This window comes from Tateyamaria omphalii, assembly GCF_001969365.1.
GTDB classification, from domain to species: Bacteria; Pseudomonadota; Alphaproteobacteria; order Rhodobacterales; family Rhodobacteraceae; genus Tateyamaria; species Tateyamaria omphalii_A.
Genome location: NZ_CP019312.1, coordinates 2,940,764 through 2,962,591 on the forward strand (window position 1 = coordinate 2,940,764; position 21,828 = coordinate 2,962,591).

Below are 21,828 nucleotides of genomic sequence, written 5' to 3' on the forward strand. Positions count from 1 at the left end.
CCCACCCTCCGGTCGCACGGCATGTAGGGTGGGCAATCTGCCCACCTTTTTTACGTCAATCCCGCATGCGCCAGTGCCGCATCAACCTTGGCCTTGGTCTCGTCCGCCAACCCGGTCAGCGGCAGCCGCACCTCGTCCGAACATAGGTCCAAACGGGACATTGCGTATTTGGCACCAACCAGTCCCGGCTCGGTAAAGATCGCCTTGTGCAACGGCATCACCTTGTCCTGAATCTCCAGCGCCTTGGCATAATCCCCGGCCAGACACGCCTCCTGCATCTGGCTCAACAGTTTGGGCACCACGTTCGCAGTGACAGAAATACAGCCCACACCGCCCTGCGCATTGAACCCGTGCGCTGTCGCATCCTCACCTGACAATTGGATAAAATCCGGCCCGCACGCCATGCGCTGATCGCAAACCCGTGCCAGATCACCGGTCGCATCCTTGACACCCACAATACGTGGCAGTTTGGCCAACTCACCCATCGTCTCCGGCGTCATGTCGATGACGGACCGACCGGGGATGTTGTAGATGATGATCGGAATATCAGCGCAATCATGCAGCGCCGTGAAATGCGCGATCAGACCGCGCTGGGTCGGCTTATTGTAATACGGCGTCACGACCAACGCCGCATCGGCACCCACCTTGGCTGCGCATTCGACGAACCGGATCGCCTCGACCGTGTTGTTCGACCCCGCCCCAGCAATGACCGGAATACGCCCGGCGGCGGCCTTGACCACTGTCTCGATGACCGTCTCGTGTTCTTCATGGGTCAGCGTCGGGCTTTCGCCGGTTGTCCCTACAGGCACCAGCCCATGCGATCCTTCGCCCACATGCCATTCGACAAGTTTCTTGAGCGTTTCCAGATCCAAAGCGCCGTTACGAAACGGGGTGACGAGGGCAGGCATGGAACCTTTGAACATCTCGAAGCTCCTTTTTGACGTGTGGCAGGCAGGGGGCCTGGTGTGAATTTGCTATATGCCCGGAAACGTGAGTTGAACTGTCACCATCCGCACATATTCTCAAAGGCTCTAGCCACGCGACGCAGGGAATTGCAAGAGATGAGCCGGATTGCCCTCGCCTTCGCCCTGCTTTTTGCATCCGTTGTGGCCGCGCCGGCCGAAAGGCCCCGCCCCCTGGGCTGGGCGATGGAGGCGCTGCGCGGCGGCAGCTGGGACACCGCCGCAGCCCTTGCCGCCCGCGACGGCGAAGTGGCCGCCGACATCATCGAATGGCACCGCCTGCGCGCCGGTCGCGGCACGTACCAAGACGTCGTGAATTTCCTCGACCGCCGCCCCGACTGGCCCGGCGAAGCGCTGTTGCGCGCCCGCTCGGAAGAGGCAGTGGCAGAGGCCTCCGACACCGCCATCTTGGCCTTCTTCGAAGAAATGGCCGCCCAAACACCAGAAGGAATTCTCGCCCACGCCGCCGCCCTCGCCCGCGCCGGTCGGGACGGAGAGGCCGAGGCAAACCTCGTCCTCGCCTGGCGCACTCTGCCGATGGCGGGCACGACCCATGCGCGGTACATCAACGCGCATAGCGGTCTATTGAGACCCCACCACGCCGCCCGCCTCGACGCGCTTTTGTGGTCAGACGACCTGACCAGTGCTCGCCGCATGTTCGACCTGGTGGACAAGGGGCAACTCGCGCTTGCGCAGGCCCGCATCGGGCTTGGGGCGCTTGCAAACAACGTCGATGCCCTGATCGACGCCGTGCCCGAGGCGCAGCAGAACGACCCCGGCCTCGCCCACGCTCGTTTTGAATGGCGCGTCCGCAAGGGCCGCTGGGACGACGCCAGGGCGCTGCTCATGGACCAATCCCGCTCCGCCGACGCCCTCGGCCAGCCAGAGGAATGGTCCAACCGCCGCCGCGCCCTCGCCCGCGATGAAATGCGCGACGGCGACGCGGCCCTCGCCTACCAACTCGCCGCCCGCCACTTCCTGACCGAAGGGTCGGCCTATGCCGATCTCGAATGGCTGGCAGGCTATATCGCCCTGCGCAAGCTGCAGGACCCCGAGGTGGCACTCGGCCACTTCCAGAACCACCGCAACGCCACCCGCTCCCCCATCTCGCGCGGGCGCGCAGGCTATTGGATCGGACGCGCCCACGAGGCCATGGGCAACGACGAAGAGGCGCGCGCCGCCTATGCCGAAGGCGCAGAGTACCAAACCTCCTTCTACGGCCTGCTGGCCGCCGAACGGGCCGGGCTCCCAACCGACCCCCTCCTCGACGGCTCCGAAACCTTCCCAAACTCTCAGGAAAACCCCCTGACCGACAACGACCTCTTTGAGGCGGGCCTGCTCCTGCAAGCCTCCGGCGAGTTGACCCTCGCCGAACGCTTCTGGACCCACCTCGCGGAAACCCTCGACCGCGACGCCGCAGGGCGCTTGGGCCAGGTCGCCATCGCCGCAGGCCAACCGCACCTTGCCGTCATGATCGGCAAGCGTGTCGCGCGGCGCGGCATCACGCTGCATGCGCCCTACTACCCCCTGCACCCGTTGGCGGACGCGGACCTGCCCATGGCCCCCGAAATGTCCCTCGCCATCGCCCGGCGCGAAAGCGAATTCGACCCGGTCGTCCAATCCGGCGTCGGCGCGCGCGGGCTGATGCAGATCATGCCCGGCACAGGTCGCGACGTCGCCGCCGACCTTGGCGTTTCCGCAGACCACACAACCGCGCGGCTGATCACCGACCCCGTCTACAACGCGCGCCTCGGCGCCACCTACCTCAGCCAACTCGCGGCCCGCTTCGACGGCAACGTGATCCTTATGTCCGCAGGCTACAACGCCGGCCCCTCCCGCCCCGACCAATGGATGCTGCGCTACGGCGACCCGCGCCGGGGAACCGAAGACTTCGACGTCATCGACTGGATCGAACACATCCCCTTCCGCGAAACCCGCAACTACGTCATGCGCGTCACCGAAAGCCTGCCCATCTACCGCGCACGGCTGGGCAACGACCCGCTGCCGATCCCCTTCTCCGAAGAGCTCACCGGCTCAACCCTGCTGTCGTTCGCGCCATAAGGTAAACAGCCCCGCCGCCACGATAATGGCCGCACCGAAGATCACGTTCACCTCCATCACCTCACCAAACACGGTGATGCCCACCAGCGCGGCAAAGACCATCTGGAAATACGCAAAGGGCTGCACCGCGCTCGCCTCCGCCACTTCATAGGTGCGGATCAGCAGCCAATGACCCAAGGCACCGGTCAGGCACAACGCGCCCATCCAGCCCCAATCGACCGCATTCATCGGCTCCCAAAACCACACCCCGACAAATGTCATGGCCACAGCGCCGCTGGTTCCGGTCCAAAAGAAACTCGTCGCCGTGCTGTCGTCCCGCGCCACATACCGCGTCAGCAGCCCATAAACGGCAAACATGATGGCCGACGCCAACGGGATCACCGCCGCCGGGTCAAACACGCCCAATCCGGGTTTCAGAATGAACAGCACGCCGACAAAACCGACCCCAATCGCGACCCACCGTCGCCAGCCCACATGCTCGCCCAAAATCGGCCCAGACAGGGCCGCGACGAGCAGCGGATAGGCGGCAAACACCGCGTGGCTTTCCACCAACCCCAGGATGGTAAAGGCCGTCACCATCACGCAAATCTCAGCCGCTAGCAGCAGCCCACGCAGCCCCTGCACCACCGGCTGCCGCGTCTGCGCCGCCGCCCGCACCCCCCCTGCCTTGCGCGCGGCCACGCTGATGACAAAGGCCGCAAAGAACCAATACCGGATCATCACGACCATGAAGACATTGTATTCGGCGGCCAGATGGCGCGAGATTCCGTCCTGGCTTGCGAACACCACCGACACCGCGATCATCAGCGCAATGCCCAGCCGCGTGTTATTGCCCCGGCTCAACCCAACACGCCCCGCGTCATATGCCGCTTGCGACCAAAGCCCGGCACGCGGGTGACGGTGAACCCCGCCTCCTCCAACCCGCGCCGGACAAAGCCTGCCGCCGTATATGTGGCCACTGTCCCCGCGGGGACAGTACGCGCGGCCACCTCCGCCATCAGGTCCGCCCCCCACAATTCCGGGTTCTTCGCAGGTGAAAACCCGTCCAGAAACCACGCATCGGCGCGGCCCTGCCAGGCGGCCAAGGTCTCGCGCGCATCGCCCTCGACCACGGTCAGCGTCGCATCGTCAAACTCAGCCGACCCGCCACCAGCCGCAACCAACTGCGCCGCCAACTCCGCCACCTCAGGAAACGCGCCCAACGCTGTCTCCATGGCCTCAACATCCATCGGAAACGCCTCGAAACTGGTGAATCTGAACCGCCCCGGCGCCCCAGCATCCCGCCATGCCATCCAAGCGGTCAAAAAGTTCAGGCCCGTCCCAAACCCAAGCTCGGCAATATGAAACCCATCGACAAACCGCGCTGGGAGATCATTCCCGTCCAGAAACACATGCCGCGTCTCGGCCAATCCATTATCCAGCGAAAAATACGGATCATCAAACCGCACCGACACCGGCACACGGCCCTCACGCCACTCAAGCTCTGCCCGCTGGTCCTGCATCATCCGCCCCTGTAAAGGATACCGGCGCGACCTTGGCGAAAGGCAAAACGAATGGCAACGGCAGACATAACCGTCCGCGGCGCAGGCATCTTTGGCCTGTCCATCGCTTGGGTCCTGACCCAGCGGGGCGCTAAGGTGCAGGTGGTCGATCCACACGGCCTCGCCGCGGGGGCATCGGGTGGCATCGTCGGCGCTCTCGCTCCGCATGTGCCGGAAAACTGGAACCCGAAAAAACAGTTCCAACTGGAAAGCCTTCTCATGGCCGACGCCTTCTGGGCCGAGGTCGAAGCCACAGGCGGCGCCTCAGCCGGCTACGCCCGCACAGGCCGCTGCCAACCCATCGCCGACGACGCAGCCCTCGCGCTCGCACGCCAAAGGTCAGAGACAGCCAAAACACTCTGGGGCGACGCCGCCAGCTGGACAGTCCGCCCCATTCAAGACCCCGCATGGGCCGCAAACAGCCCCACGGGGATGGAAATTTTTGACACACTCAGCGCCCGTGTTCACCCGCGCCAGGCCTGTGCGGCTCTCGCCGCAGCCCTCAACGCCAAGGGCGTCAGTATCCTAGACCGCGCTCCGGACACAGACATCACCATCCACGCCACAGGCGTCGCAGGACTTGACCAACTTAACGCCAACCACACCCGTATGGTCGGCGCAGGCATCAAGGGCCAAGCCGCCCTTCTGGACTTCGCGGCCCCCGATGCCCCCCAGCTTTTCGCCGACACGCTGCACATCATCCCACACGCCGACGGCACCACCGCGATCGGCTCCACGACGGAACGGGACTACGACGACCCAACCAGCACAGACCACCAACTCGACGACATCTTGACCCGCGCCCACGCCGCCGTCCCCGCTCTGCAAGATGCCAAAGTCATCGGCACATGGGCGGGCCTCCGCCCCCGCTCCCGCAGCCGCGCCCCCATGCTCGGGCCATGGCCCGACCGCTCGGGTCACTTCATCGCAAATGGCGGGTTCAAGATCGGCTTCGGCATGGCGCCCAAGGTCGCCACCACCATGGCCGACCTCGTCCTCAACGGCGACGACACGATCCCCCAGGGGTTCGAGGTAAGCGCCTCGCTTTAGGCCTCCGCCTCCATACACATCCGCCCATCCGGCCCGCGAACCCAGAACGTCCGCCCCTTCCGGCAAAACGTCCCGACTTCGTCGTGCATGAGCGGCGATGTCGCCCGAAACCGAAAACGCTCCAAAGGCCCCAAAGCCGCCTCAGCCATCAGCATCAAGTGCTGCGCCAGAAGCGGCCCATGCACCACCAACCCGTCATAGCCCTCAACCTCGCGGGCATAAGGCTGGTCATAATGAATGCGGTGCCCATTGAACGTCAGCGCCGAATAACGAAAAAGCAGCGTCGCGTCGAACGCATGCTCCACAGCCTCCTCCTCATCCACCGGCGCAACCGGCGGCACGGGCCGCGGTGCATCCAGATCAGGATCCTCGCGATAGACCAGATCCTGCCATTCGCTCACGCATGGGCGACCCGCCTGCCACACCTCATGGCGCAAGGTGACAAAGGCGAGCGGCCCCGTCCGCCCCTCCTTGCGCACGGCGTTCTCACACACCGTCACCCGTTCCGCCTCAGCCCCTAGCCGCAAAGGCGCATAAAATTCCAACCGCCCCCCGGCCCACATCCGGCGCGGCAGGCCCATGTCGGGGATCACGCCACCCACCTTCGGATGCCCATCGCGACCAAGCCCGCCCGGCGGCGCAGGCGACCAAAAATACAGCTGGTGAAAGAACGGCGGCAACGGATCACCCGCTTGCAACACCCCAGCACCCCCCAGCGCGACCTGCATCGCACAGGCACGCGCGGGGTCCATCACATCGCTTTGACGAAGCGTATCGCTCTTGGCACTCTGCATACACGCACCCTGCGCGACGGAGCCGGAAAATGGAACAGCCCACCCTCTACAGCCTCGACCATCTGGTGATCACAGCCGCCGACATGGACGCCACCATCGCGTTCTACACGCATGTCCTCGGCATGACGCACCGCACGCTCGACGTCCCCGGCGAGCGCCCGCGCCACGCGCTGTTCTTCGGCGCGCACAAGATCAACCTGCACCAAAGGGGCGCTGAATTCGAACCCAAAGCGGCGCAAGCCAACGCAGGCACGGCAGACTTGTGCTTTCTCACCGAAATCCCGCTCGACATCTGGCAAGCACACCTCACAGCAACCGGCACGCAGATCGAACTCGGGCCCGTCCCGCGCACAGGGGCGCAATGGCCGATGCAATCGCTCTATGTCCGCGACCCCGACGGCAACCTGATCGAAATCGCGATCCGCGCCGACTAACGCCCGATCTCCGCCCGCAGCGCCACCATCAAGGCTGTCAACTCGCGCACGTAAATCTCACCCGTCAGCCGTCCGTCCTCATCGAACTCCTTGCTGGACCCGGCGAGATGGATCTCGGGGCCCTGCAAAATACGCGGGCGAAAGGCGACCATGCAGGCGCGCAGGATCATCTGCGCGCGCTCACCACCAGCGCGCCCCGCGGCGGCGGACATCACGGCGACAGGCTTGTCGGTCCAGGGCCGCCCCTCGACGCGGCTCACCCAATCCAGCGCATTCTTCAACACACCGGGCGGCGCTTTGTTGTATTCGGGGGTCGAGATGATGACGGCGTCAGCCTCTGCAATCTGGCGCGCCAACACCTGCGCAGGCTCTGGCACGCCCTCGGCGGCCTCAAGATCCCCGTCATAAAGAGGCATCCGCAGATCACCCTCGACAAAGGTACAGTCGCCAAACAGCCGGGCCGCCTCGCGCATCAGTTTGGTATTGGTGGCCTCCGCCCGCAAAGACCCCGAAATCCCCAGCAAAATTGGCGTCGTCATAATCCGTCCTTCATTCCCTATCCACGATCAGAATGGCGCGATCCCCCCACAAAGCAAGAGGCCCCGGCGATGAACCGGGGCCTCTGATACTGGTTTGAGCGGTTTTTCGGCCTAGGCCGGGTTGGGCAGGATCACGATCTCCACCCGGCGGTTCTGCTGTTTGCCCGCGGCGGTGGCGTTGGTCGCAATCGGCTGGCTCTCGCCCCGGCCAAAGGCCTGCACGCGGTTGAACGGCACGCCCTGCCCGATCAGCACGTCGGAAACGGCATTGGCACGGCGTTCGGACAGTTGCTGGTTAAACGCGGCATCGCCGTCGCTGTCGGTGTGGCCGATGATCTGCACGGTCGACGCGGGATAGCGATCCAGGCTGCGGGCCAGCGCGGCCATGTCCGATGTCAGACCGGGGCGCACTGTAAAGCTGTTCACGTCAAACAGGATCGCCTCGGGAAAGGACACGATCAAGCGGTCGCCGGTGTTGGTGATGGTCACGCCACTGGCCAACTCGCGGCGCAGTTCGGCCTCCTGCTGGTCCAGGTCATACCCGATGGCACCGCCAACAAGGCCGCCAACGACGGCGCCCGCCACAGCGGCGCTCCGGTCACCTGCAATGGCGCCGATGACCGCGCCCGACGCGGCACCGATGGCCGCACCACGGTTGCGGTTCTGGTTGATGGTTTCACCGCTCGGTCCGGTGGTGCCCAGCGCGTTCGGGTCGGTACACGCGCTCAGCGCGGCGATGGCGCCAATGGCGAAAACTACGGGGGATTTAAGCATATCTTTTGTCCTACTGCCTTCCAAAACGGGGACGCGTTCGGGCACACCCCCTTATCGTGGACGCAAGATAGGCACGGTTTGTTCCCGGAAATAGGGGGAAAATGTAATCAGCAACATCCCGCGCAGAGTTGTGAGAACGCGTGTCAGGCCTCCGCACGCGCGGATTCGTAGGCCAAGAGCGCGCGTTTCACAGGCAACCCCCAGTGATAACCACCAAGCCCCCCGGACTTGCGCAACGCCCGGTGGCACGGGATCAGCCAGCTGACCGGGTTGCGGCCCACGGCGGTGCCCACGGCACGCACGGCACGCGGGTTGCCGATGCTTTCGGCAATCTCGGAATAGGTGGTCACGTGGCCCGACGGGATCTGCAACAGCGCCTCCCACACCTTGATCTGGAACGGCGCCCCGATCAGGTACAACGGTGCCTGCCGCAATTCCGCATCCTCGGCCCCAAAGGCGGCCAGCACCCAGGGGCGCAAACGCATGGGGTCCTCGACATAGTCGGCCTTGGGCCAGCGGCGGACCAGATCCTGCATCGCGCCCTCCTCGCCCATCTCGGCGGCAAAGCCCAAGCCGCAAATCCCCTTGTCGGTGCCCATGACCAACGCAAGGCCAAAGGGCGACTCGAACCACCCCCAGTAAATGGTCAGACCAGCGCCGCCCTTGGCATAGTCGCCGGGGCTCATGGATTCCCACCGCAGAAACAGGTCATGCAGCCGCCCCGACCCGCTCAACCCCGTGGCATGGGCCGTCTCAAGGGTCGTGAACCGTTCATTCAAGAGCGCCTTGGCGTGGCCCAGCGCCAGATATTGCTGATAGCGCTTCGGCGACACACCCACCCAGCGCGAAAAAATACGCTGAAAATGCGCGGGGCTCATGCCCATCTCTGCGGCCAGCGCCTCAAGGCTCAGCGGCGCCTCGGCCCCGTCGATCAGGTCGATGGCCCGGCGCATGACATTGAAGTGGTAGCCGGTTTCAGTCGGGATATCTGTCATCTGTTCCATGATCCGAACCTAGGCGACGGCACGCATCGGCGCGACCCGTTTCCTGCGCCAAAACACCCCTTTGGCGACCGGGCGGACTACACCCATTTAAACGTCACGATAAGGCCACACGGCGAAAACCGGGGGGATCATGCCAGACACGCACACACATATCGGCGGGTGCCTTTGCGGTCACATCCGATTCTCGGCCACCGGCCCTGCGCTGAAACCGCACACGTGTTCTTGCAAGATGTGCCAACGCCACAGCGGCGCACTGACAACGGCTTGGGTCGAATTTCCTGCCGACGCAGTGACATGGACCGGACCGGGTGGTGCGCCATCGACCTACCGCTCCTCGGACTATTCCAGCCGCGCCTTCTGCCCGATATGCGGCAGCACGCTGGGCGCCATCGACGATGACCCGGTGATCGCATTGCTGTTGGGCATATTCGATGACACCAGCCCGGCAGATTTGGTGCCGACATCGCATTCATACCGGGCCGGGCGGCCCAAGTGGTGGCAGGTCTCCGTCAAAGGGCGCGCGCCCTAAAACAGCGAATTCCTGCGGGCCGACACATTGTCCCAATGGCATTCGATCAGCGCCTGCGCCGTCTCGAAATCGTGGGCCATGCCATCAATATCCAGCAAGGATACAGTCTCTGCATCCGTCTCCAGGATCTGACCGCTCACGAACAATGCGGCATCCGGTTTTTCCAATCGCAGCGCGACAACCAGCCGGGACAGCGCGTCCAGCGCGTGGCCTCCAGCTGCCGACATGCCGATGACAATCGCCTGCGATTGTCCGATCTCTTCCACGATCTCGTCATGGGTCTTGCCAAGCAGCAGGGTGACGTCCCACCCGTCGCGCCGGAACAGGTCCGCCGCCATGCGCACACCCAAGGTGTGCGTTTCACCGGGCACGGACACAAAATGCGCGCTTTTCGATGTGACCGGCGCCGTTATGGGCACCTGATGGCGCATGGCGTGCATGATGGCATAGAGGCGGCTCGTGCCGCGTGTGACCTCGGCAAAAGACACACGGTCCTCATCCCACCACCGGCCAAGTTGGCAGGCCGCGTCGGCCAGGTACCTGAGGTAGATCACCTCGACCGACGCGCCTGCCCGGCGCACCTCCTGAATGAACATGGCGCCCGCCTGATCGTCATCGGACAGCAACGCCTCACAAAACGCCTCGATCCGATCGGTGTCAGGATTTTGCGCAAGCTTCTGCGCGGCGGGCCGGTTCAGACGTATCAAAACTTCGCGCGCCAGATCCTCGACCGATCCAGTCGGTAATCGCGATTTCAGAAGACGAAGGTTGGCCTGCGACCTCGCATAAAGATCGACATCGAATTGCATATCATGCTGTCCCGCGCCCTGCACATCGTCCCTCCCAGATCAATGGCGACCCGCCACTTTGCATCCACGTCGTGACGCCGATGCTGTCAATCAATCTTGACAGAACAACTTTGGCACGAATCGGACAAGTTGTCGCAGTCTGCCGCCAGGAAATATACATCGGAAACATGACTGAACAGGTCTGCCGCACACCACTTGCCCGCTGCCCCATCTTCCCCCATAACCCCGCGCCATGGCCAAGCAGCTCGATTACCACACGATCCGCCAGATCTTCACCCGCTTCCACGCGGCAGACCCCGAACCCAAGGGGGAGTTGGAGCACGTGAACGTCTACACCCTCGTCGTGGCGGTAGCCCTGTCTGCTCAGGCAACGGACGCAGGCGTGAACAAGGCAACGCGCGCCCTTTTCCAGATCGCCGACACGCCCCAGAAAATGCTCGACCTCGGCCTCGACGGCCTCACCGAGCACATCAAGACCATCGGCCTTTTCCGGCAAAAGGCCAAGAACGTGATGAAGCTCAGCCAGATCCTCGTCGATGACTACGGCGGCGAGGTGCCCAACTCCCGCGCCGCACTCCAATCGCTGCCCGGCGTCGGGCGCAAGACCGCCAACGTCGTCCTCAACATGTGGTGGCAGTACCCGGCCCAGGCCGTCGACACCCACATCTTCCGCCTCGGCAACCGCACCGGCATCGCACCGGGCAAGACGGTGGACGCCGTCGAACGCGCCATCGAAGACAACATCCCTGCCGATTTCCAGCTTCACGCCCACCACTGGATGATCCTGCACGGGCGCTATCATTGCAAGGCGCGCAAGCCGCTCTGCCCCACCTGCATTATCCGCGATCTCTGCCCGTTTGAGGACAAAACCGAATGACCAAATACACGCTCGCTGGCATCGGCAACGCCGTTGTCGATGTGATCACCCATGCCGATGACAGCTTTCTTGATCTTATGGGGATCGAAAAGGGGATCATGCAGCTGATCGAACAGGACCGGGGCGAGGTGCTCTACGCCTCCATGACCGAACGGCTGCAAACCCCCGGCGGCGCCGTGGCCAACACCATCGCGGGCGTCGGCGCGCTGGGTCTGCCCACCGCTTTCATCGGGCGGGTCCACGACGACGCGCTGGGGCGTTTCTACGCCCAGTCCATGGCCGACAGCGGCACCGATTTCGTGAACGCGCCCATCCCCGACGGCGAACTGCCCACGTCGCGGTCGATGATCTTCGTCTCACCGGATGGCGAGCGGTCGATGAATACATATCTGGGCATCTCGACCGAACTTGGCCCCGAAGACGTGCCAGACGACGTGGCCTCAGCCGCCCAATTCATGTTCCTCGAGGGCTACCTCTTTGACAAGGACAAGGGCAAAGAGGCCTTCCGCCAGGCCTCCCGCCTCACCCGTGGCGCGGGCGGCAATGCGGGCATCGCCATCTCCGATCCCTTTTGCGTCGACCGGCACCGCGCCGATTTCCTCGACATGATCGGCAACGAATTGGACTTCGTCATCGGCAACCAGCACGAGATCACCTCGCTCTTTGAAACCGACGACCTTGAGGCCGCGCTGAACAAGACCGCCGACATGATCGACCTGCTCGTCTGCACCAAATCCGGCGACGGCGTCACCATCATCGGCAATGGCCAGCGCCACGACATCCCCGTCGAAACGGTCACACCCGTGGACGCCACAGGCGCAGGCGACCAGTTTGCCGCCGGGTTCATCTACGGGCTGGCCACGGAACGCGACCTTGCCACCTGCGGACGCATGGGCAACCTCTGTGCGGCTGAGGTGATCAGCCATATCGGCCCCCGCCCCAAAATCGACATGAAACAACAATTCGCCAGCGCGGGACTGCTCTGACCCGCTCTCCCCACCCCCTGCTTCTTCTCTTTGAAAATACGGCGGGGGTTTGGGGGCTGGCCCCCAATCAGCCCGGAAAACAAATGCTCACCGACGGATACCACAACATCCCACCCGGCAAAGTGGCCATGGTGGTCACCAACCTCGAAATGACCACGCCGCAATACCGCGGCGCACCCTGCCCCGACGGCGTCACGCTGAAACCCATGACGCGAGAGGTCGCGCCCTATCTCGACCTCTTCCGCCGCGTGGGCGGGCCGTGGCTCTGGTACGGGCGCACGATCATGCCGGAACAGGAGTTACACGACATCCTGGTGGACCCCGACACGGGCCTCTACACCCTGGAAAAAGACGGACGGCCCGAAGGCCTGCTAGAGCTTGACTTCAGTGTCAAAGGCGCGTGCGAGCTGGACTATTTCGGCCTCACACCTGCCCTGATCGGCACGGGGGCCGGGGCGTACCTGATGGACCGGGCGATCGAATTTGCCTTTGCCCGCGACATCACGCGGTTCCACCTGCACACCTGCACAATCGACAGCCAGCAGGCGCTGGGGTTTTACAAACGGTCCGGCTTCACACCGACAGGGCTGCGGATCGAAATTGCGGATGACCCGCGCATCGCGCATGGCTACCCGCGTGACCTCGCCCCCCACGTGCCCATCATCGACCCCTGAGAAGCAGGGGTGTCCAAGCCGACGCTACCTTAGCGTAGCCCCATCGGCACGCAATCCCGCCCGGCCAGGCAATCGCGCAGCTGATCCACCTGCGCCTCGCTCGGGCGGCCAAACAGAAACCCGCCACAGGCGTCGGTCCTCAGGGCATAACTGTGCGTGGTCTGGCGCAGAAACCCCAAAACCGGGCCGGGCTGTATCTGGGGACACCACGGGCCAATGCACTCCACCTCCAGAACAACATCAGTTTCAAACGGGCGGTCCACACCGCGCACGGCCAGCGCCTCACCCTTGAACGTGGCCGGGATCGACGTCACCGGATCAGTGGGCACCACCTGAACAGACGGGTCCGTGTCGGGCAGCAGATCGGCATCGAAGTCGAGCGTGCCCAGCACGGGCACGTAACCGTCTTCCGCCTGCACCGCCTCTTGATACGCGTTGGTCACGCCGTAAGGCACGCAGGACAGGGCCAAAGCGGGCAGAGGGGCAAGCAGCAGCATCAAACTCAGAAGTCGTAACATTGACCGGACCTTTCCTCGAAACGTACTCTGGACGTAAGGATGCAGCCCCCAGTTATGCAATAGCGCTCACAAATGCGGCGCAAATTCCGCCAGAACCCGCACATAGACATCGCGCTTGAACGGCACGATGGCGTCCGGCAAGTCCGCCGGGGCCATCCACTTCCACGCCGAAAACTCCGGATGCGCCGTTTCCAGATCAATCTGCGCGTCCGATCCGTTGAAGCGCAAAAGAAACCACTTCTGCTTCTGCCCCCGATACTTGCCCTTCCAAAGCTGCGGGATCAGGTCATGCGGCAATTCATAGGGCAGCCAATCGGCCGTCTCAGCCACCACATCGACCAGGGCCGGTGAAATGGACGTCTCCTCCTCCAACTCGCGCAAGGCGGCTGTCCGCGCATCCTCACCCTTGTCGACGCCGCCCTGCGGCATCTGCCAGGCGTCCTTGTAACGATCCCGGCGCTGGCCCACCCAAACAAGCCCCGCCCCGTTCATCACCATCACGCCCACATTCTTGCGATAGGGCAGCTTCTCGATCTCTTCGGGGGTCATCTCGGGTGTCTCCGGCCGTTCCTGAGCCGAAAAACACCATTCTCCATGCGATGTGAAGAGGATGTCTCGTTTCCATGATTGAAAGGTGGTCGGCTGCGTGAACGTTCTGAGTGCTCCTTCAGATCGCTGTCAGGACCAGCTTCAAGCCCAAAGCGCTAAAAAACACACGCGAACCCGGATTGCGCTATCCTAAAAAACCTCAGAACCCTCGTGGAATATTCAGCGCGCTCACATGTCGGGCGGCGAGTTGTTCCTTTCGTTGTTCTGGCGAAAAATCAGGTTCGCATTTCAGCTTTTCGCCAAGCTGATCAAACGTCAAAACCTGCCGTTGGGGGTTATTTGGTGCTTTCGGTTCCTCTCCGGGGCAGTGAGGTATGCCCTGCCAGCGCATGAAAACAAAAACTGTCGAGGCGCCGGCAGGATCCAACCAGTTTTCAAACCCGGGGTCTTTCGCGCTGATGACAAACCGATATTTGCCATCCTCACTTTGATACGCTTGCTTGGTCGTCAGGCTCGTTTGCCGACGACGAAAATCAAGGGCGTTGAACCACAGATCACCCAATTGGATGCCCTGATACCTTGCGTCAGACTCGTCAACTGTAATGACAATGGCCGTGTCATCACTCATCTGGAAATGACCGGCAGAGTTGAATTGCCCTGGCAAGCCTTGCCCGGTTTTGCGCGCCGGACTGATATGATTTGCAGGTAAATTGACCCTGAGTTGCTCGACGAATTTTATCCAACCTTTCGTGGACCCCGTCAAATAATTGGCCGCCCGTTCGTATTGCAGGTCAACACGCGCAGGGGTGGGCAGCGGGTTCGGTTTCCCGACAGTGTCAATGCGTTCGATACGCCATGTGCCGCCCGTTTCCGTGTCCCAGTCCATCAGGCTTTCTCTGATCAAGACGCTGTTTGCACACAGCTTTCCTTTCGGAGTAACAATTGTGTTGCAAAGCCAGTTTTCACCGGTCTTCAGGTCGCAAGGCTCGGTGTCACTGATGAGGATGGTGAATTCGCCGTTGCGTTTGACCGACAAGGCGCCCAAATCCAGTTCGCTCACGGGGATGGGGCTTGTCAGGTCGTCGTCAAAGCCCGGCTCGCCTGCGCCAACCTGGATCTGCAAATCTGCGCTCGTTCCACGTTTGCCGTAGATGATATAGGTTCCGGGTGTTTCTATACTGGCCAGGAAGTAGAGATTATCAGGGTTCACCAACCCAAATTGATTGTGCTTATCAAGTCGGGAAAACTCTGGAAAACAGGGATCGTGCAAGACAAACCCCTGGTCCAGCGCGGCGGAGATTTGGTGCTTGAGCTGCCATTCGGCGGCTGCCTGTTCCAATTCCGGATTGGAACTGTATTGCAGCCAGGGTGCCAGCGACATGGTGTGCTTGGCCTGCTCGATAGCAAGCGCAAACCGTTGCGAGCCAACCGGGGTGGAGGAATTTTGTGCCCAATTCATCAACGCGTTTTTCACGCGGGATTGGTCCGAAGTGCTCGGCGCAAACGGGTCGCCAAACCCGCTGCGACCCTGGATTGTATCGTTCGACGTCGTTGCCATGTCCTTTACCCTCGTGCGTTCGTGTTTGCGGATCGACCAGCAGGCCGGATTGCTCATTGGTCGTGCAAGCGCAGGGAGCGGTTCAAAGAAAATTCGAAAATGGGTGCCAGGCATGATCGACGCGCAGGCCCGGGTATGTTTGACGCGAACTCTCACGGAAAACTGCGCGAAATGGGCGGTCCGGTATCTGTCTGGGCAACAGCCACCGCAAGGTTCCTTCCTTCAAGAGCCGCAAACGGCGTCTAGGGCAGGCTGCGCTGTAGCGTGGCAGGTTCAAACGAGTGCACTTCGGGTCACCGATGCTTCGCAGATACAGGGCGCCGAGCCGAGAAGGGGTTTGTATCACCCCGCTCCAACTGGCCCAATTATTCGATTCGCGAAGGAGCCGTTAACCGCGCCGCGACGAATGAACAGTCGGCCGCAAAGCGGACGCCAGCCGCGTCGCATAGACGAACAGTCACTCATCTCTTGGGCTCACCCTTTGCCCCCACGATCCAAGACATCGCGTGCCGAAACCTGACACGCCTGGGCAGCGCCGCAACACGGATCGCCCCTTTTTGCTCTAAGCGGGTGCGGTCAGGGTTTTCTCCATCTCGGCCCGGTCCAGGTATTCTCCAAGCCGTTCCATGCGCTCATGCCGGACAAGGGCAAAACCCTTCGCCGCAAAGGCAGGCTGAGCGATCAGCGACGCATGGACCCGCAATCGGTGCAGCCCCGCGGCACGCCCTCCCGCCTCAATGCGGTCATAAAGGGCTGAAAACACACCCCGTCCTTGCCACTCCGGCAGAACAAAGGCCAGATCGACATAGGCCCCCTCGCGCGTCACAAACCCCACCGGCGCGCCCTGTGCCTCGGCCACGACAACGTCCTGCGCGGCCAGCTTGCGCGCCCACGCCTGCCCGGCATGGGGTGCGGCACACCAGGCCGTTCGCTGCGCAGGCGTGTAGGCGCCCGGCCCCTCCTGAATGGCTTCGAACATCACCCGACCCAGCGCATCCGCCTCGCCGCGGATCATGTCGCGCAGCACGCATTTCGTTGCCTTATCCATCGCTCTGCCGTCCGTTTCATTAGGCCCGTGTCAATAAACGGCACCAAAACCGTTCCCACATATGCGCCCCGCCGCTAGCTCATGTGACAAGCACAAAAAATCATACAAACCTGTCCCCGCGGGGACAGCCCGTCCCCACGGGGTGACGCCGCGTTGCACGTGACATCGCGCCCCCTATGTCTGACACCAAGAGGAACTTTGGCTCGGGAGGACACCATGACAGCCTATCCGCACATGCTTGCGCCGCTAGATCTTGGCTTCACCACATTGAAAAACCGCGTGCTCATGGGCTCCATGCACACCGGGCTGGAGGAGACGAAGGACTGGAACCGCGTCGCCGAGTTCTACGCCGAACGCGCCCGCGGCGAGGTCGGCCTGATGGTCACCGGCGGCATCGGCCCCAACCTCGAAGGCTCCGTCCTGCCCGGCGCCGCGATGCTGTCGAACGCCGAAGAGGTCGCCAGCCACAAGATCGTCACCGACCGCGTGCACGAAAACGGCGGCAAGATCGCGATGCAGATCCTGCACGCGGGCCGCTACGCCTACGGCCCCATGTGCGTCGCCCCCTCGCCCGTGAAGTCGCCAATCTCTCCCTTCCCGCCCGCCGAGCTGGACGAGGACGGGATCGAAAAGCAGATCAGCGATATCGTCGCCACCGCAGGCCGCGCGAAGGAAGCGGGCTATGACGGGGTCGAGATCATGGGGTCAGAAGGCTACTTCCTCAACCAGTTCCTCGTCACCCACACCAACAAACGCGAGGACCGCTGGGGTGGCAGTTACGAGAACCGGATGCGCTTGCCCATCGAGGTGGTGCGACGCACGCGCGCGGAAGTCGGCACAGATTTCATCATCATCTACCGCCTCTCGATGATCGACCTTGTGCCCAACGGCTCGACCTATGACGAGGTCGTGCAACTCGCCCAAGAGATCGAAAAGGCGGGCGCCACGATCATCAACACCGGCATCGGCTGGCACGAGGCGCGCATTCCCACCATCGCCACTTCCGTCCCCCGCGCGGCCTTTGCTTGGGTCACCAAGAAGCTGATGGGCAAGGTGAGCATCCCCGTCATCACATCAAACCGGATCAACACCCCCGAAGTAGCCGAGGAAGTGCTGGCGACGGGCTGCGCCGACATGGTGTCGATGGCCCGGCCCATGCTCGCCGATCCGCATTTCGTCAAGAAGGCGATGGAGGACAAGTCCGCCCAGATCGCGCCCTGCATCGCCTGCAACCAGGCGTGCCTGGACCACACGTTCTCGGGCAAGATCAGTTCGTGCCTGGTGAACCCGCGGGCATGCTACGAGACCGAATTGCAGATTGTCCCCGCGGGGACACGGAAATCCATCGCCATCGTGGGCGCTGGTCCTGCCGGCCTCTCCACTGCTCTGACAGCGGCGGAACGCGGGCACGATGTGACCATCTTTGACCGTGCAAATGAGATTGGCGGGCAGTTGAACATGGCCAAGCAGGTGCCGGGCAAGGAAGAGTTCTGGGGCTTTGTGGACTGGTATCGCACGATGGTGGCGGAGGCCGGGATTACGGTGCAGCTGAACACCGAGGCGACGGTCGAGACACTGAAGGGTTATGATGAGGTTATCATTGCGACCGGTGTCCTGCCGCGTGATCCGGAGATCCCCGGTCAGGACGGCGACAACGTACATTCCTATATCGACCTGCTGCGCCACAAGGTTGAGACGGGCAGACGCGTTGCCGTGATCGGTGCGGGTGGCATCGGGTTCGATGTGTCCGAGTATCTTGTGCACGAAGGCGAAAGCCCGACCGAAAACCTGCCCGAGTGGATGAAGGAATGGGGTGTCGCCGACACCGAAGACCACCGGAGCGGCCTTGACCCCAAGGGACCGCAGCCCGAAGCGCCCGCGCGCGCCGTTACGCTGTTGCAGCGCAAGGCGGAGAAGCATGGGAAAAGGCTTGGGAAAACAACAGGTTGGATCCACCGCGCGGCATTGAAGATGAAGGATGTGGAGTTCGTGGGCGGCGTGAATTACGAGCGCATCGACGATCAGGGGCTGCACGTGTCCTTTGGCGAAGCGCGCGAGAACCCGACGGTGATCGAGGCGGATGACGTTATCCTTTGCGCCGGTCAGGTGCCGGAGCGGTCGCTTGCCAACGCGCTGGAGGCCGAAGGCATTCAGTGCCACGTGATCGGCGGCGCGGATGTTGCGGCGGAACTTGACGCCAAGCGCGCTATTGATCAGGGGACACGGCTGGCGGCAACGCTCTAGGGCGGATCAGGATCCGCCTTACCAATCGTAAGGCGGAGGTGTCCTCCGCCCCCGCCATGCGGTTGCCGCATGTGAGCGGTGTGGATAGCGTGCGGACATGACCATTTGTGCCTTCGATATCATGCCCGACCGAACAGATGTTGCATCGGGTGATGCGCCGCCGGAACACGGTTACCGCTGGGTGCATTTCGATCTCGGCGACGCGGATCTGGCAGGATTTCTGGAGGCGCATGTTCCGTCCATTCCTGCCGCTGCTCTGAGCGCCCCCGAAACGCGGCCCCGGTCAGATGCGTTTGGTGACGGTCTGATCCTCAACCTGCGGGGCGTCAACATGAACGCCGACGGGCCTGCCGACCGGATGGTGGCCGTGCGGATGTGGGTGACGGCACAGCTGGTGGTGACGGTGCGGGTACGGCGGGTCTTTGCCCTTGATGCGATGCGCGTCGAGGCCGAACAGGGCAAGGCCCCCAGCACGCCCATGGCGTTTGTGAACTCTCTTGCCACTCGGCTGATGGGGCGGGTGCAGGATACTGTGTTTGACCTGTCGGAACGCGTGGACGCCATGGAAGACAGCGTTCAGGACGACGACCAGCCGCTGCCGACCGAACTGGCGGAGGAGCGGCGGATGGCCATACGAATGCGTCGGTATCTGGCGCCGCAGCGCGACGCCCTTGTGGCACTTGTGGGCACCAACAGCCCGCTGATGGCGCAGGGCACGCGCGACCTTCTGCGCGAGCAGGCGAACCTGGCCAAGCTGGCTGTCGAGGAATTGGAGGGCCTGATCGCCCGGATGACGGCGGTGCAGGACCATCACACCGCGCAGGCCGCCTTGTTGCAGGGGCACAATGGCTATGTGCTGTCGATTGTCGCCGCCGTGTTTCTGCCACTTGGCTTTGTCACGGGGCTGTTTGGCGTCAACGTGGCGGGTATGCCGGGGCTTGAGGCCCCGTGGGCCTTTGCCGCGCTGTGCGCATCGCTTGCGGTGATGACCGTGCTGGCCGTCTGGGTGCTGCGTCGGCTCAAGTGGATCTGAGCCGACGCAGGCGGGTTATTCGACCGTGATCGTGATCACGTCACTGACCACCGGATCGGCGTGGGGGACGTGGTTCAGGTCGCCCAACACCAGCTGCATCGTGTGCTCGCCCGAGGGCAGATCCAGCGTCACCTGCGTCTGACCGCCGCCGAAGTGGATATGGTTTTCATCAGCGGGCAGGCCAAATTCCAGCTCTTCCGCGCCCTCAGGCCCCTCACCCAGCGGTGGGCGGTTCAGAAGGATGTGGTGGTGGCCGGTATTGTCGGCCTCGGTCCCGGCGGGGGCGACGCCCATCCCTTCGAGCCCGAAGATCACGGTGACAGGCGACGATACCGTGTCACCGTCCGAGATGTTCACAAAGTAGACGCGCGCATCCGCCGGTGCGGGCGTGTCCTGCGCGAATACTGGCGTGGCCAACACTGTTGCAAAAGTCACGGCTTTGACAAAGGTTTTCATTTTTCATTTCCTCCCGGACATGTTGAAGTTCATCCAAGGTTAACACGTCGGGATTGATTTTATTCGTACCGTTGCAGAAATTTCGTACCGCGCTGTCCGCGATGGCATGGCAGAGGTACATCCACGCCTCTGGCGCTATGCCGTGTCGTTGACCGGGCGTCGCGATTGGGCTGACGATCTGGTGCAGACCACGTGCCTTCGCGCGCTGGACAAGTCCGACCAGTTCGAGCCGGGCACCCATCTGGACCGTTGGATGTTCCGCATGGCCCAGCGCATCTGGTTGAACGAGTTGCGGTCCCGCAAGGTGCGCACCGGTGGCGGGCTGGTGCCTGTCGAAGAGATCGACCTACCTGATAAAGCCCCCGGAGCGGAAACGAATATTCTGGCGCGTGACGTGTTGAACAGGGTGAACGGACTTCCCGAGGCCCAACGTCAGGCCGTGGTTCTGGTCTATGTAGAGGGGTACGCTTACAAGGAAGCGGCCGAGATTATGGAGATACCCATCGGCACGGTGATGAGCCGTCTGGCGGCCGCCCGCAAGCGGCTGAACACCGAGATGGCCGGGGATAGGGCACAGGTTCAATGACACAGGTGCGTGCATTTTCCGATGAAGAGCTGACCGCCTACCTGGATGGGGAGGCGAACGACGCCCTGCATGCCGAGATTGATGCCGCGCTGGAGGCGGATCCGGCTGTGGCCGATCAGCTTGCGATGCTGGATATTCCGATGGTCCCGATTGCCGAAGCCTATGAGGCGCTGTTGCAGGACGCGCCACCGATGCCCGACTTGCCCGAAGCGGCGCCCGTTGCGACGCCTGCGCGTGGCCGCTGGGCCTGGGGTGTGGGCACCTTTGCAACCGGGTTGGCCGCTGGGCTGGCCGTGGCGATGTTCACGGGGTTCGGGACACCCGAACCTGCGCCGCGCGGTTGGGTGTCTTTCGTGGCGTCCTACCAGGTGCTTTACACGCCCGAGACGTTGGCGATTGCCCAGCCCACGGCAGAGGAGGCGGCGGTGCAGCTTGCCGCCGTGTCGGATGCGCTGGGGATTGATGTCACCGGCCTGCCCGAAGCGCAGGGCCTGACCTTCAAACGGGCGCAGGTGCTGGGGTTCAACGACAAGCCGCTGGTGCAGATCGCCTTTGCCCGCGCCGATGGAACGCCTGTTGCCTTGTGCATCATTCCGGCCGGGCCCGATGCCGCCCCCGTCAGCATGGGGGCCGCAGAGGGGATGGATCTGGCCCGCTGGAACACGCCCGGTTTTGGCTTTCTGCTGATTGGCGGGACCGATGCCGCGCCGCTGGCCGAAGAGGCCGAAACCTTCCAATCCTGGAGTGCGGATATCGCCATCTGAGCGGAATCCGGTCGTTTCCACGCCATGAACGATCCCCG

The 21,828-nt window shown here is 63.0% G+C and carries 24 protein-coding genes; 11 read left to right on the forward strand and 13 right to left on the reverse strand.

Going from position 1 to position 21,828, the window contains the following annotated elements:
- Positions 1-50: 50 nt before the first annotated feature.
- Positions 51-923, reverse strand: coding sequence for a 4-hydroxy-tetrahydrodipicolinate synthase (gene dapA / locus BWR18_RS14700; protein ID WP_076629213.1), 873 nt, complete (start codon positions 921-923; stop codon positions 51-53).
- Positions 924-1,061: 138 nt separating this feature from the next.
- Between dapA and BWR18_RS14705 the strand changes: the two genes are divergently transcribed.
- Positions 1,062-3,023: a lytic transglycosylase domain-containing protein gene (locus BWR18_RS14705; protein WP_076629214.1), complete on the forward strand. Its 1,962-nt coding sequence runs from the start codon at positions 1,062-1,064 to the stop codon at positions 3,021-3,023.
- Here BWR18_RS14705 and BWR18_RS14710 read toward each other — a convergent pair.
- Together BWR18_RS14710 and mnmD are read right to left on the reverse strand one after the other, a co-directional pair.
- Entirely contained in the window at positions 2,997-3,866 is an 870-nt protein-coding gene (locus tag BWR18_RS14710; RefSeq protein WP_076629215.1) for a DMT family transporter, read from the reverse strand. The two genes, BWR18_RS14705 and BWR18_RS14710, sit on opposite strands and share 27 nt — an antisense overlap.
- A complete protein-coding gene (gene mnmD / locus BWR18_RS14715; protein WP_076630336.1) occupies positions 3,863-4,525 on the reverse strand; it encodes a tRNA (5-methylaminomethyl-2-thiouridine)(34)-methyltransferase MnmD in 663 nt (220 codons plus the stop codon). The genes BWR18_RS14710 and mnmD overlap by 4 nt, the downstream gene beginning before the upstream one ends.
- A 51-nt stretch (positions 4,526-4,576) precedes the next feature.
- Between mnmD and BWR18_RS14720 the strand changes: the two genes are divergently transcribed.
- Positions 4,577-5,614, forward strand: coding sequence for an NAD(P)/FAD-dependent oxidoreductase (locus BWR18_RS14720; protein ID WP_076629216.1), 1,038 nt, complete (start codon positions 4,577-4,579; stop codon positions 5,612-5,614).
- Here BWR18_RS14720 and BWR18_RS14725 read toward each other — a convergent pair.
- The gene (locus BWR18_RS14725) at positions 5,611-6,408 is read right to left on the reverse strand and encodes an FAS1-like dehydratase domain-containing protein (protein WP_076629217.1); all 798 of its coding nucleotides are present in this window, start codon (positions 6,406-6,408) and stop codon (positions 5,611-5,613) included. The genes BWR18_RS14720 and BWR18_RS14725 overlap by 4 nt on opposite strands.
- Before the next feature lie 29 nt (positions 6,409-6,437).
- Between BWR18_RS14725 and BWR18_RS14730 the strand changes: the two genes are divergently transcribed.
- On the forward strand, positions 6,438-6,842 hold the full coding sequence (locus tag BWR18_RS14730) for a VOC family protein (RefSeq protein ID WP_076629218.1): 405 nt from the start codon (positions 6,438-6,440) through the stop codon (positions 6,840-6,842).
- Here the strand turns inward: BWR18_RS14730 and BWR18_RS14735 are convergent.
- The 3 genes from BWR18_RS14735 to BWR18_RS14745 all read right to left on the reverse strand — a co-directional run bounded on the left by BWR18_RS14735 (position 6,839) and on the right by BWR18_RS14745 (position 9,159).
- Positions 6,839-7,381, reverse strand: a complete 543-nt coding sequence (locus BWR18_RS14735; protein WP_076629219.1) for an NADPH-dependent FMN reductase — start codon at positions 7,379-7,381, stop codon at positions 6,839-6,841. The two genes, BWR18_RS14730 and BWR18_RS14735, sit on opposite strands and share 4 nt — an antisense overlap.
- Before the next feature lie 111 nt (positions 7,382-7,492).
- Positions 7,493-8,155 carry an OmpA family protein gene (locus BWR18_RS14740; protein WP_076629220.1) on the reverse strand — a complete coding sequence of 221 codons (663 nt, stop codon included), beginning with the start codon at positions 8,153-8,155 and terminating at the stop codon, positions 7,493-7,495.
- A 143-nt stretch (positions 8,156-8,298) separates the two neighbouring features.
- Positions 8,299-9,159 (reverse strand): methylated-DNA--[protein]-cysteine S-methyltransferase, encoded by an 861-nt coding sequence (locus tag BWR18_RS14745; protein ID WP_076629221.1) that lies wholly within the window; start codon positions 9,157-9,159, stop codon positions 8,299-8,301.
- Between the two features lie 130 nt (positions 9,160-9,289).
- Between BWR18_RS14745 and BWR18_RS14750 the strand changes: the two genes are divergently transcribed.
- The gene (locus BWR18_RS14750) at positions 9,290-9,688 is read left to right on the forward strand and encodes a GFA family protein (RefSeq protein WP_076629222.1); all 399 of its coding nucleotides are present in this window, start codon (positions 9,290-9,292) and stop codon (positions 9,686-9,688) included.
- Here BWR18_RS14750 and BWR18_RS14755 read toward each other — a convergent pair.
- Positions 9,685-10,497 carry a cobalamin B12-binding domain-containing protein gene (locus BWR18_RS14755; RefSeq protein WP_076630337.1) on the reverse strand — a complete coding sequence of 271 codons (813 nt, stop codon included), beginning with the start codon at positions 10,495-10,497 and terminating at the stop codon, positions 9,685-9,687. The two genes, BWR18_RS14750 and BWR18_RS14755, sit on opposite strands and share 4 nt — an antisense overlap.
- Positions 10,498-10,729: 232 nt before the next feature.
- On the opposite strand from BWR18_RS14755, the gene nth reads away from it, so the two are divergent.
- From nth to BWR18_RS14770, 3 genes are all read left to right on the forward strand, one after another.
- Positions 10,730-11,374 carry an endonuclease III gene (gene nth, locus BWR18_RS14760; RefSeq protein ID WP_076629223.1) on the forward strand — a complete coding sequence of 215 codons (645 nt, stop codon included), beginning with the start codon at positions 10,730-10,732 and terminating at the stop codon, positions 11,372-11,374.
- A complete protein-coding gene (locus BWR18_RS14765) occupies positions 11,371-12,360 on the forward strand; it encodes an adenosine kinase (protein ID WP_076629224.1) in 990 nt (329 codons plus the stop codon). Before nth ends, BWR18_RS14765 begins: the two co-directional genes overlap by 4 nt.
- Before the next feature lie 83 nt (positions 12,361-12,443).
- Entirely contained in the window at positions 12,444-13,034 is a 591-nt protein-coding gene (locus tag BWR18_RS14770) for a GNAT family N-acetyltransferase (RefSeq protein WP_076629225.1), read from the forward strand.
- Positions 13,035-13,063: 29 nt separating this feature from the next.
- Here BWR18_RS14770 and BWR18_RS14775 read toward each other — a convergent pair whose 3' ends face one another.
- The 4 genes from BWR18_RS14775 to BWR18_RS14790 form a co-directional block, all read right to left on the reverse strand.
- On the reverse strand, positions 13,064-13,552 hold the full coding sequence (locus BWR18_RS14775) for a hypothetical protein (protein WP_076629226.1): 489 nt from the start codon (positions 13,550-13,552) through the stop codon (positions 13,064-13,066).
- Between the two features lie 66 nt (positions 13,553-13,618).
- The gene (locus BWR18_RS14780) at positions 13,619-14,101 is read right to left on the reverse strand and encodes an RNA pyrophosphohydrolase (protein ID WP_076629227.1); all 483 of its coding nucleotides are present in this window, start codon (positions 14,099-14,101) and stop codon (positions 13,619-13,621) included.
- A gap of 199 nt (positions 14,102-14,300) precedes the next feature.
- A complete protein-coding gene (locus tag BWR18_RS14785; RefSeq protein WP_076629228.1) occupies positions 14,301-15,716 on the reverse strand; it encodes a hypothetical protein in 1,416 nt (471 codons plus the stop codon).
- Between the two features lie 505 nt (positions 15,717-16,221).
- Positions 16,222-16,707, reverse strand: a complete 486-nt coding sequence (locus BWR18_RS14790; RefSeq protein WP_076629229.1) for a GNAT family N-acetyltransferase — start codon at positions 16,705-16,707, stop codon at positions 16,222-16,224.
- A 216-nt stretch (positions 16,708-16,923) separates the two neighbouring features.
- Between BWR18_RS14790 and BWR18_RS14795 the strand changes: the two genes are divergently transcribed.
- On the forward strand, positions 16,924-18,951 hold the full coding sequence (locus BWR18_RS14795; RefSeq protein ID WP_076629230.1) for an NADPH-dependent 2,4-dienoyl-CoA reductase: 2,028 nt from the start codon (positions 16,924-16,926) through the stop codon (positions 18,949-18,951).
- Between the two features lie 97 nt (positions 18,952-19,048).
- Positions 19,049-19,984: a CorA family divalent cation transporter gene (locus BWR18_RS14800; protein WP_076629231.1), complete on the forward strand. Its 936-nt coding sequence runs from the start codon at positions 19,049-19,051 to the stop codon at positions 19,982-19,984.
- A gap of 15 nt (positions 19,985-19,999) precedes the next feature.
- On the opposite strand, the gene BWR18_RS14805 is transcribed toward BWR18_RS14800, so the two are convergent.
- Positions 20,000-20,440, reverse strand: coding sequence for a DUF4399 domain-containing protein (locus tag BWR18_RS14805; RefSeq protein ID WP_076629232.1), 441 nt, complete (start codon positions 20,438-20,440; stop codon positions 20,000-20,002).
- Between the two features lie 106 nt (positions 20,441-20,546).
- Between BWR18_RS14805 and BWR18_RS21740 the strand changes: the two genes are divergently transcribed.
- Positions 20,547-21,026 carry an RNA polymerase sigma factor gene (locus BWR18_RS21740; protein ID WP_076629233.1) on the forward strand — a complete coding sequence of 160 codons (480 nt, stop codon included), beginning with the start codon at positions 20,547-20,549 and terminating at the stop codon, positions 21,024-21,026.
- Complete coding sequence (locus BWR18_RS14815) at positions 21,023-21,790, forward strand: anti-sigma factor family protein (RefSeq protein ID WP_076629234.1); 768 nt, start codon at positions 21,023-21,025, stop codon at positions 21,788-21,790. The genes BWR18_RS21740 and BWR18_RS14815 overlap by 4 nt, the downstream gene beginning before the upstream one ends.
- Positions 21,791-21,828: the final 38 nt, after the last annotated feature.

Coding starts and splice junctions, on each gene's coding strand:
- dapA (WP_076629213.1), bottom strand. CDS start 923: ATGTTCAAAGGTTCCATGCCTGCCCTCGTCACCCCGTTTCGTAACGGC.
- BWR18_RS14705 (WP_076629214.1), top strand. CDS start 1,062: ATGAGCCGGATTGCCCTCGCCTTCGCCCTGCTTTTTGCATCCGTTGTG.
- mnmD (WP_076630336.1), bottom strand. CDS start 4,525: ATGCAGGACCAGCGGGCAGAGCTTGAGTGGCGTGAGGGCCGTGTGCCG.
- BWR18_RS14720 (WP_076629216.1), top strand. CDS start 4,577: ATGGCAACGGCAGACATAACCGTCCGCGGCGCAGGCATCTTTGGCCTG.
- BWR18_RS14725 (WP_076629217.1), bottom strand. CDS start 6,408: ATGCAGAGTGCCAAGAGCGATACGCTTCGTCAAAGCGATGTGATGGAC.
- BWR18_RS14730 (WP_076629218.1), top strand. CDS start 6,438: ATGGAACAGCCCACCCTCTACAGCCTCGACCATCTGGTGATCACAGCC.
- BWR18_RS14735 (WP_076629219.1), bottom strand. CDS start 7,381: ATGACGACGCCAATTTTGCTGGGGATTTCGGGGTCTTTGCGGGCGGAG.
- BWR18_RS14740 (WP_076629220.1), bottom strand. CDS start 8,155: ATGCTTAAATCCCCCGTAGTTTTCGCCATTGGCGCCATCGCCGCGCTG.
- BWR18_RS14745 (WP_076629221.1), bottom strand. CDS start 9,159: ATGGAACAGATGACAGATATCCCGACTGAAACCGGCTACCACTTCAAT.
- BWR18_RS14750 (WP_076629222.1), top strand. CDS start 9,290: ATGCCAGACACGCACACACATATCGGCGGGTGCCTTTGCGGTCACATC.
- BWR18_RS14755 (WP_076630337.1), bottom strand. CDS start 10,497: ATGCAATTCGATGTCGATCTTTATGCGAGGTCGCAGGCCAACCTTCGT.
- nth (WP_076629223.1), top strand. CDS start 10,730: ATGGCCAAGCAGCTCGATTACCACACGATCCGCCAGATCTTCACCCGC.
- BWR18_RS14765 (WP_076629224.1), top strand. CDS start 11,371: ATGACCAAATACACGCTCGCTGGCATCGGCAACGCCGTTGTCGATGTG.
- BWR18_RS14770 (WP_076629225.1), top strand. CDS start 12,444: ATGCTCACCGACGGATACCACAACATCCCACCCGGCAAAGTGGCCATG.
- BWR18_RS14775 (WP_076629226.1), bottom strand. CDS start 13,552: ATGTTACGACTTCTGAGTTTGATGCTGCTGCTTGCCCCTCTGCCCGCT.
- BWR18_RS14780 (WP_076629227.1), bottom strand. CDS start 14,101: ATGACCCCCGAAGAGATCGAGAAGCTGCCCTATCGCAAGAATGTGGGC.
- BWR18_RS14785 (WP_076629228.1), bottom strand. CDS start 15,716: ATGAGCAATCCGGCCTGCTGGTCGATCCGCAAACACGAACGCACGAGG.
- BWR18_RS14790 (WP_076629229.1), bottom strand. CDS start 16,707: ATGGATAAGGCAACGAAATGCGTGCTGCGCGACATGATCCGCGGCGAG.
- BWR18_RS14795 (WP_076629230.1), top strand. CDS start 16,924: ATGACAGCCTATCCGCACATGCTTGCGCCGCTAGATCTTGGCTTCACC.
- BWR18_RS14800 (WP_076629231.1), top strand. CDS start 19,049: ATGACCATTTGTGCCTTCGATATCATGCCCGACCGAACAGATGTTGCA.
- BWR18_RS14805 (WP_076629232.1), bottom strand. CDS start 20,440: ATGAAAACCTTTGTCAAAGCCGTGACTTTTGCAACAGTGTTGGCCACG.
- BWR18_RS21740 (WP_076629233.1), top strand. CDS start 20,547: ATGGCAGAGGTACATCCACGCCTCTGGCGCTATGCCGTGTCGTTGACC.
- BWR18_RS14815 (WP_076629234.1), top strand. CDS start 21,023: ATGACACAGGTGCGTGCATTTTCCGATGAAGAGCTGACCGCCTACCTG.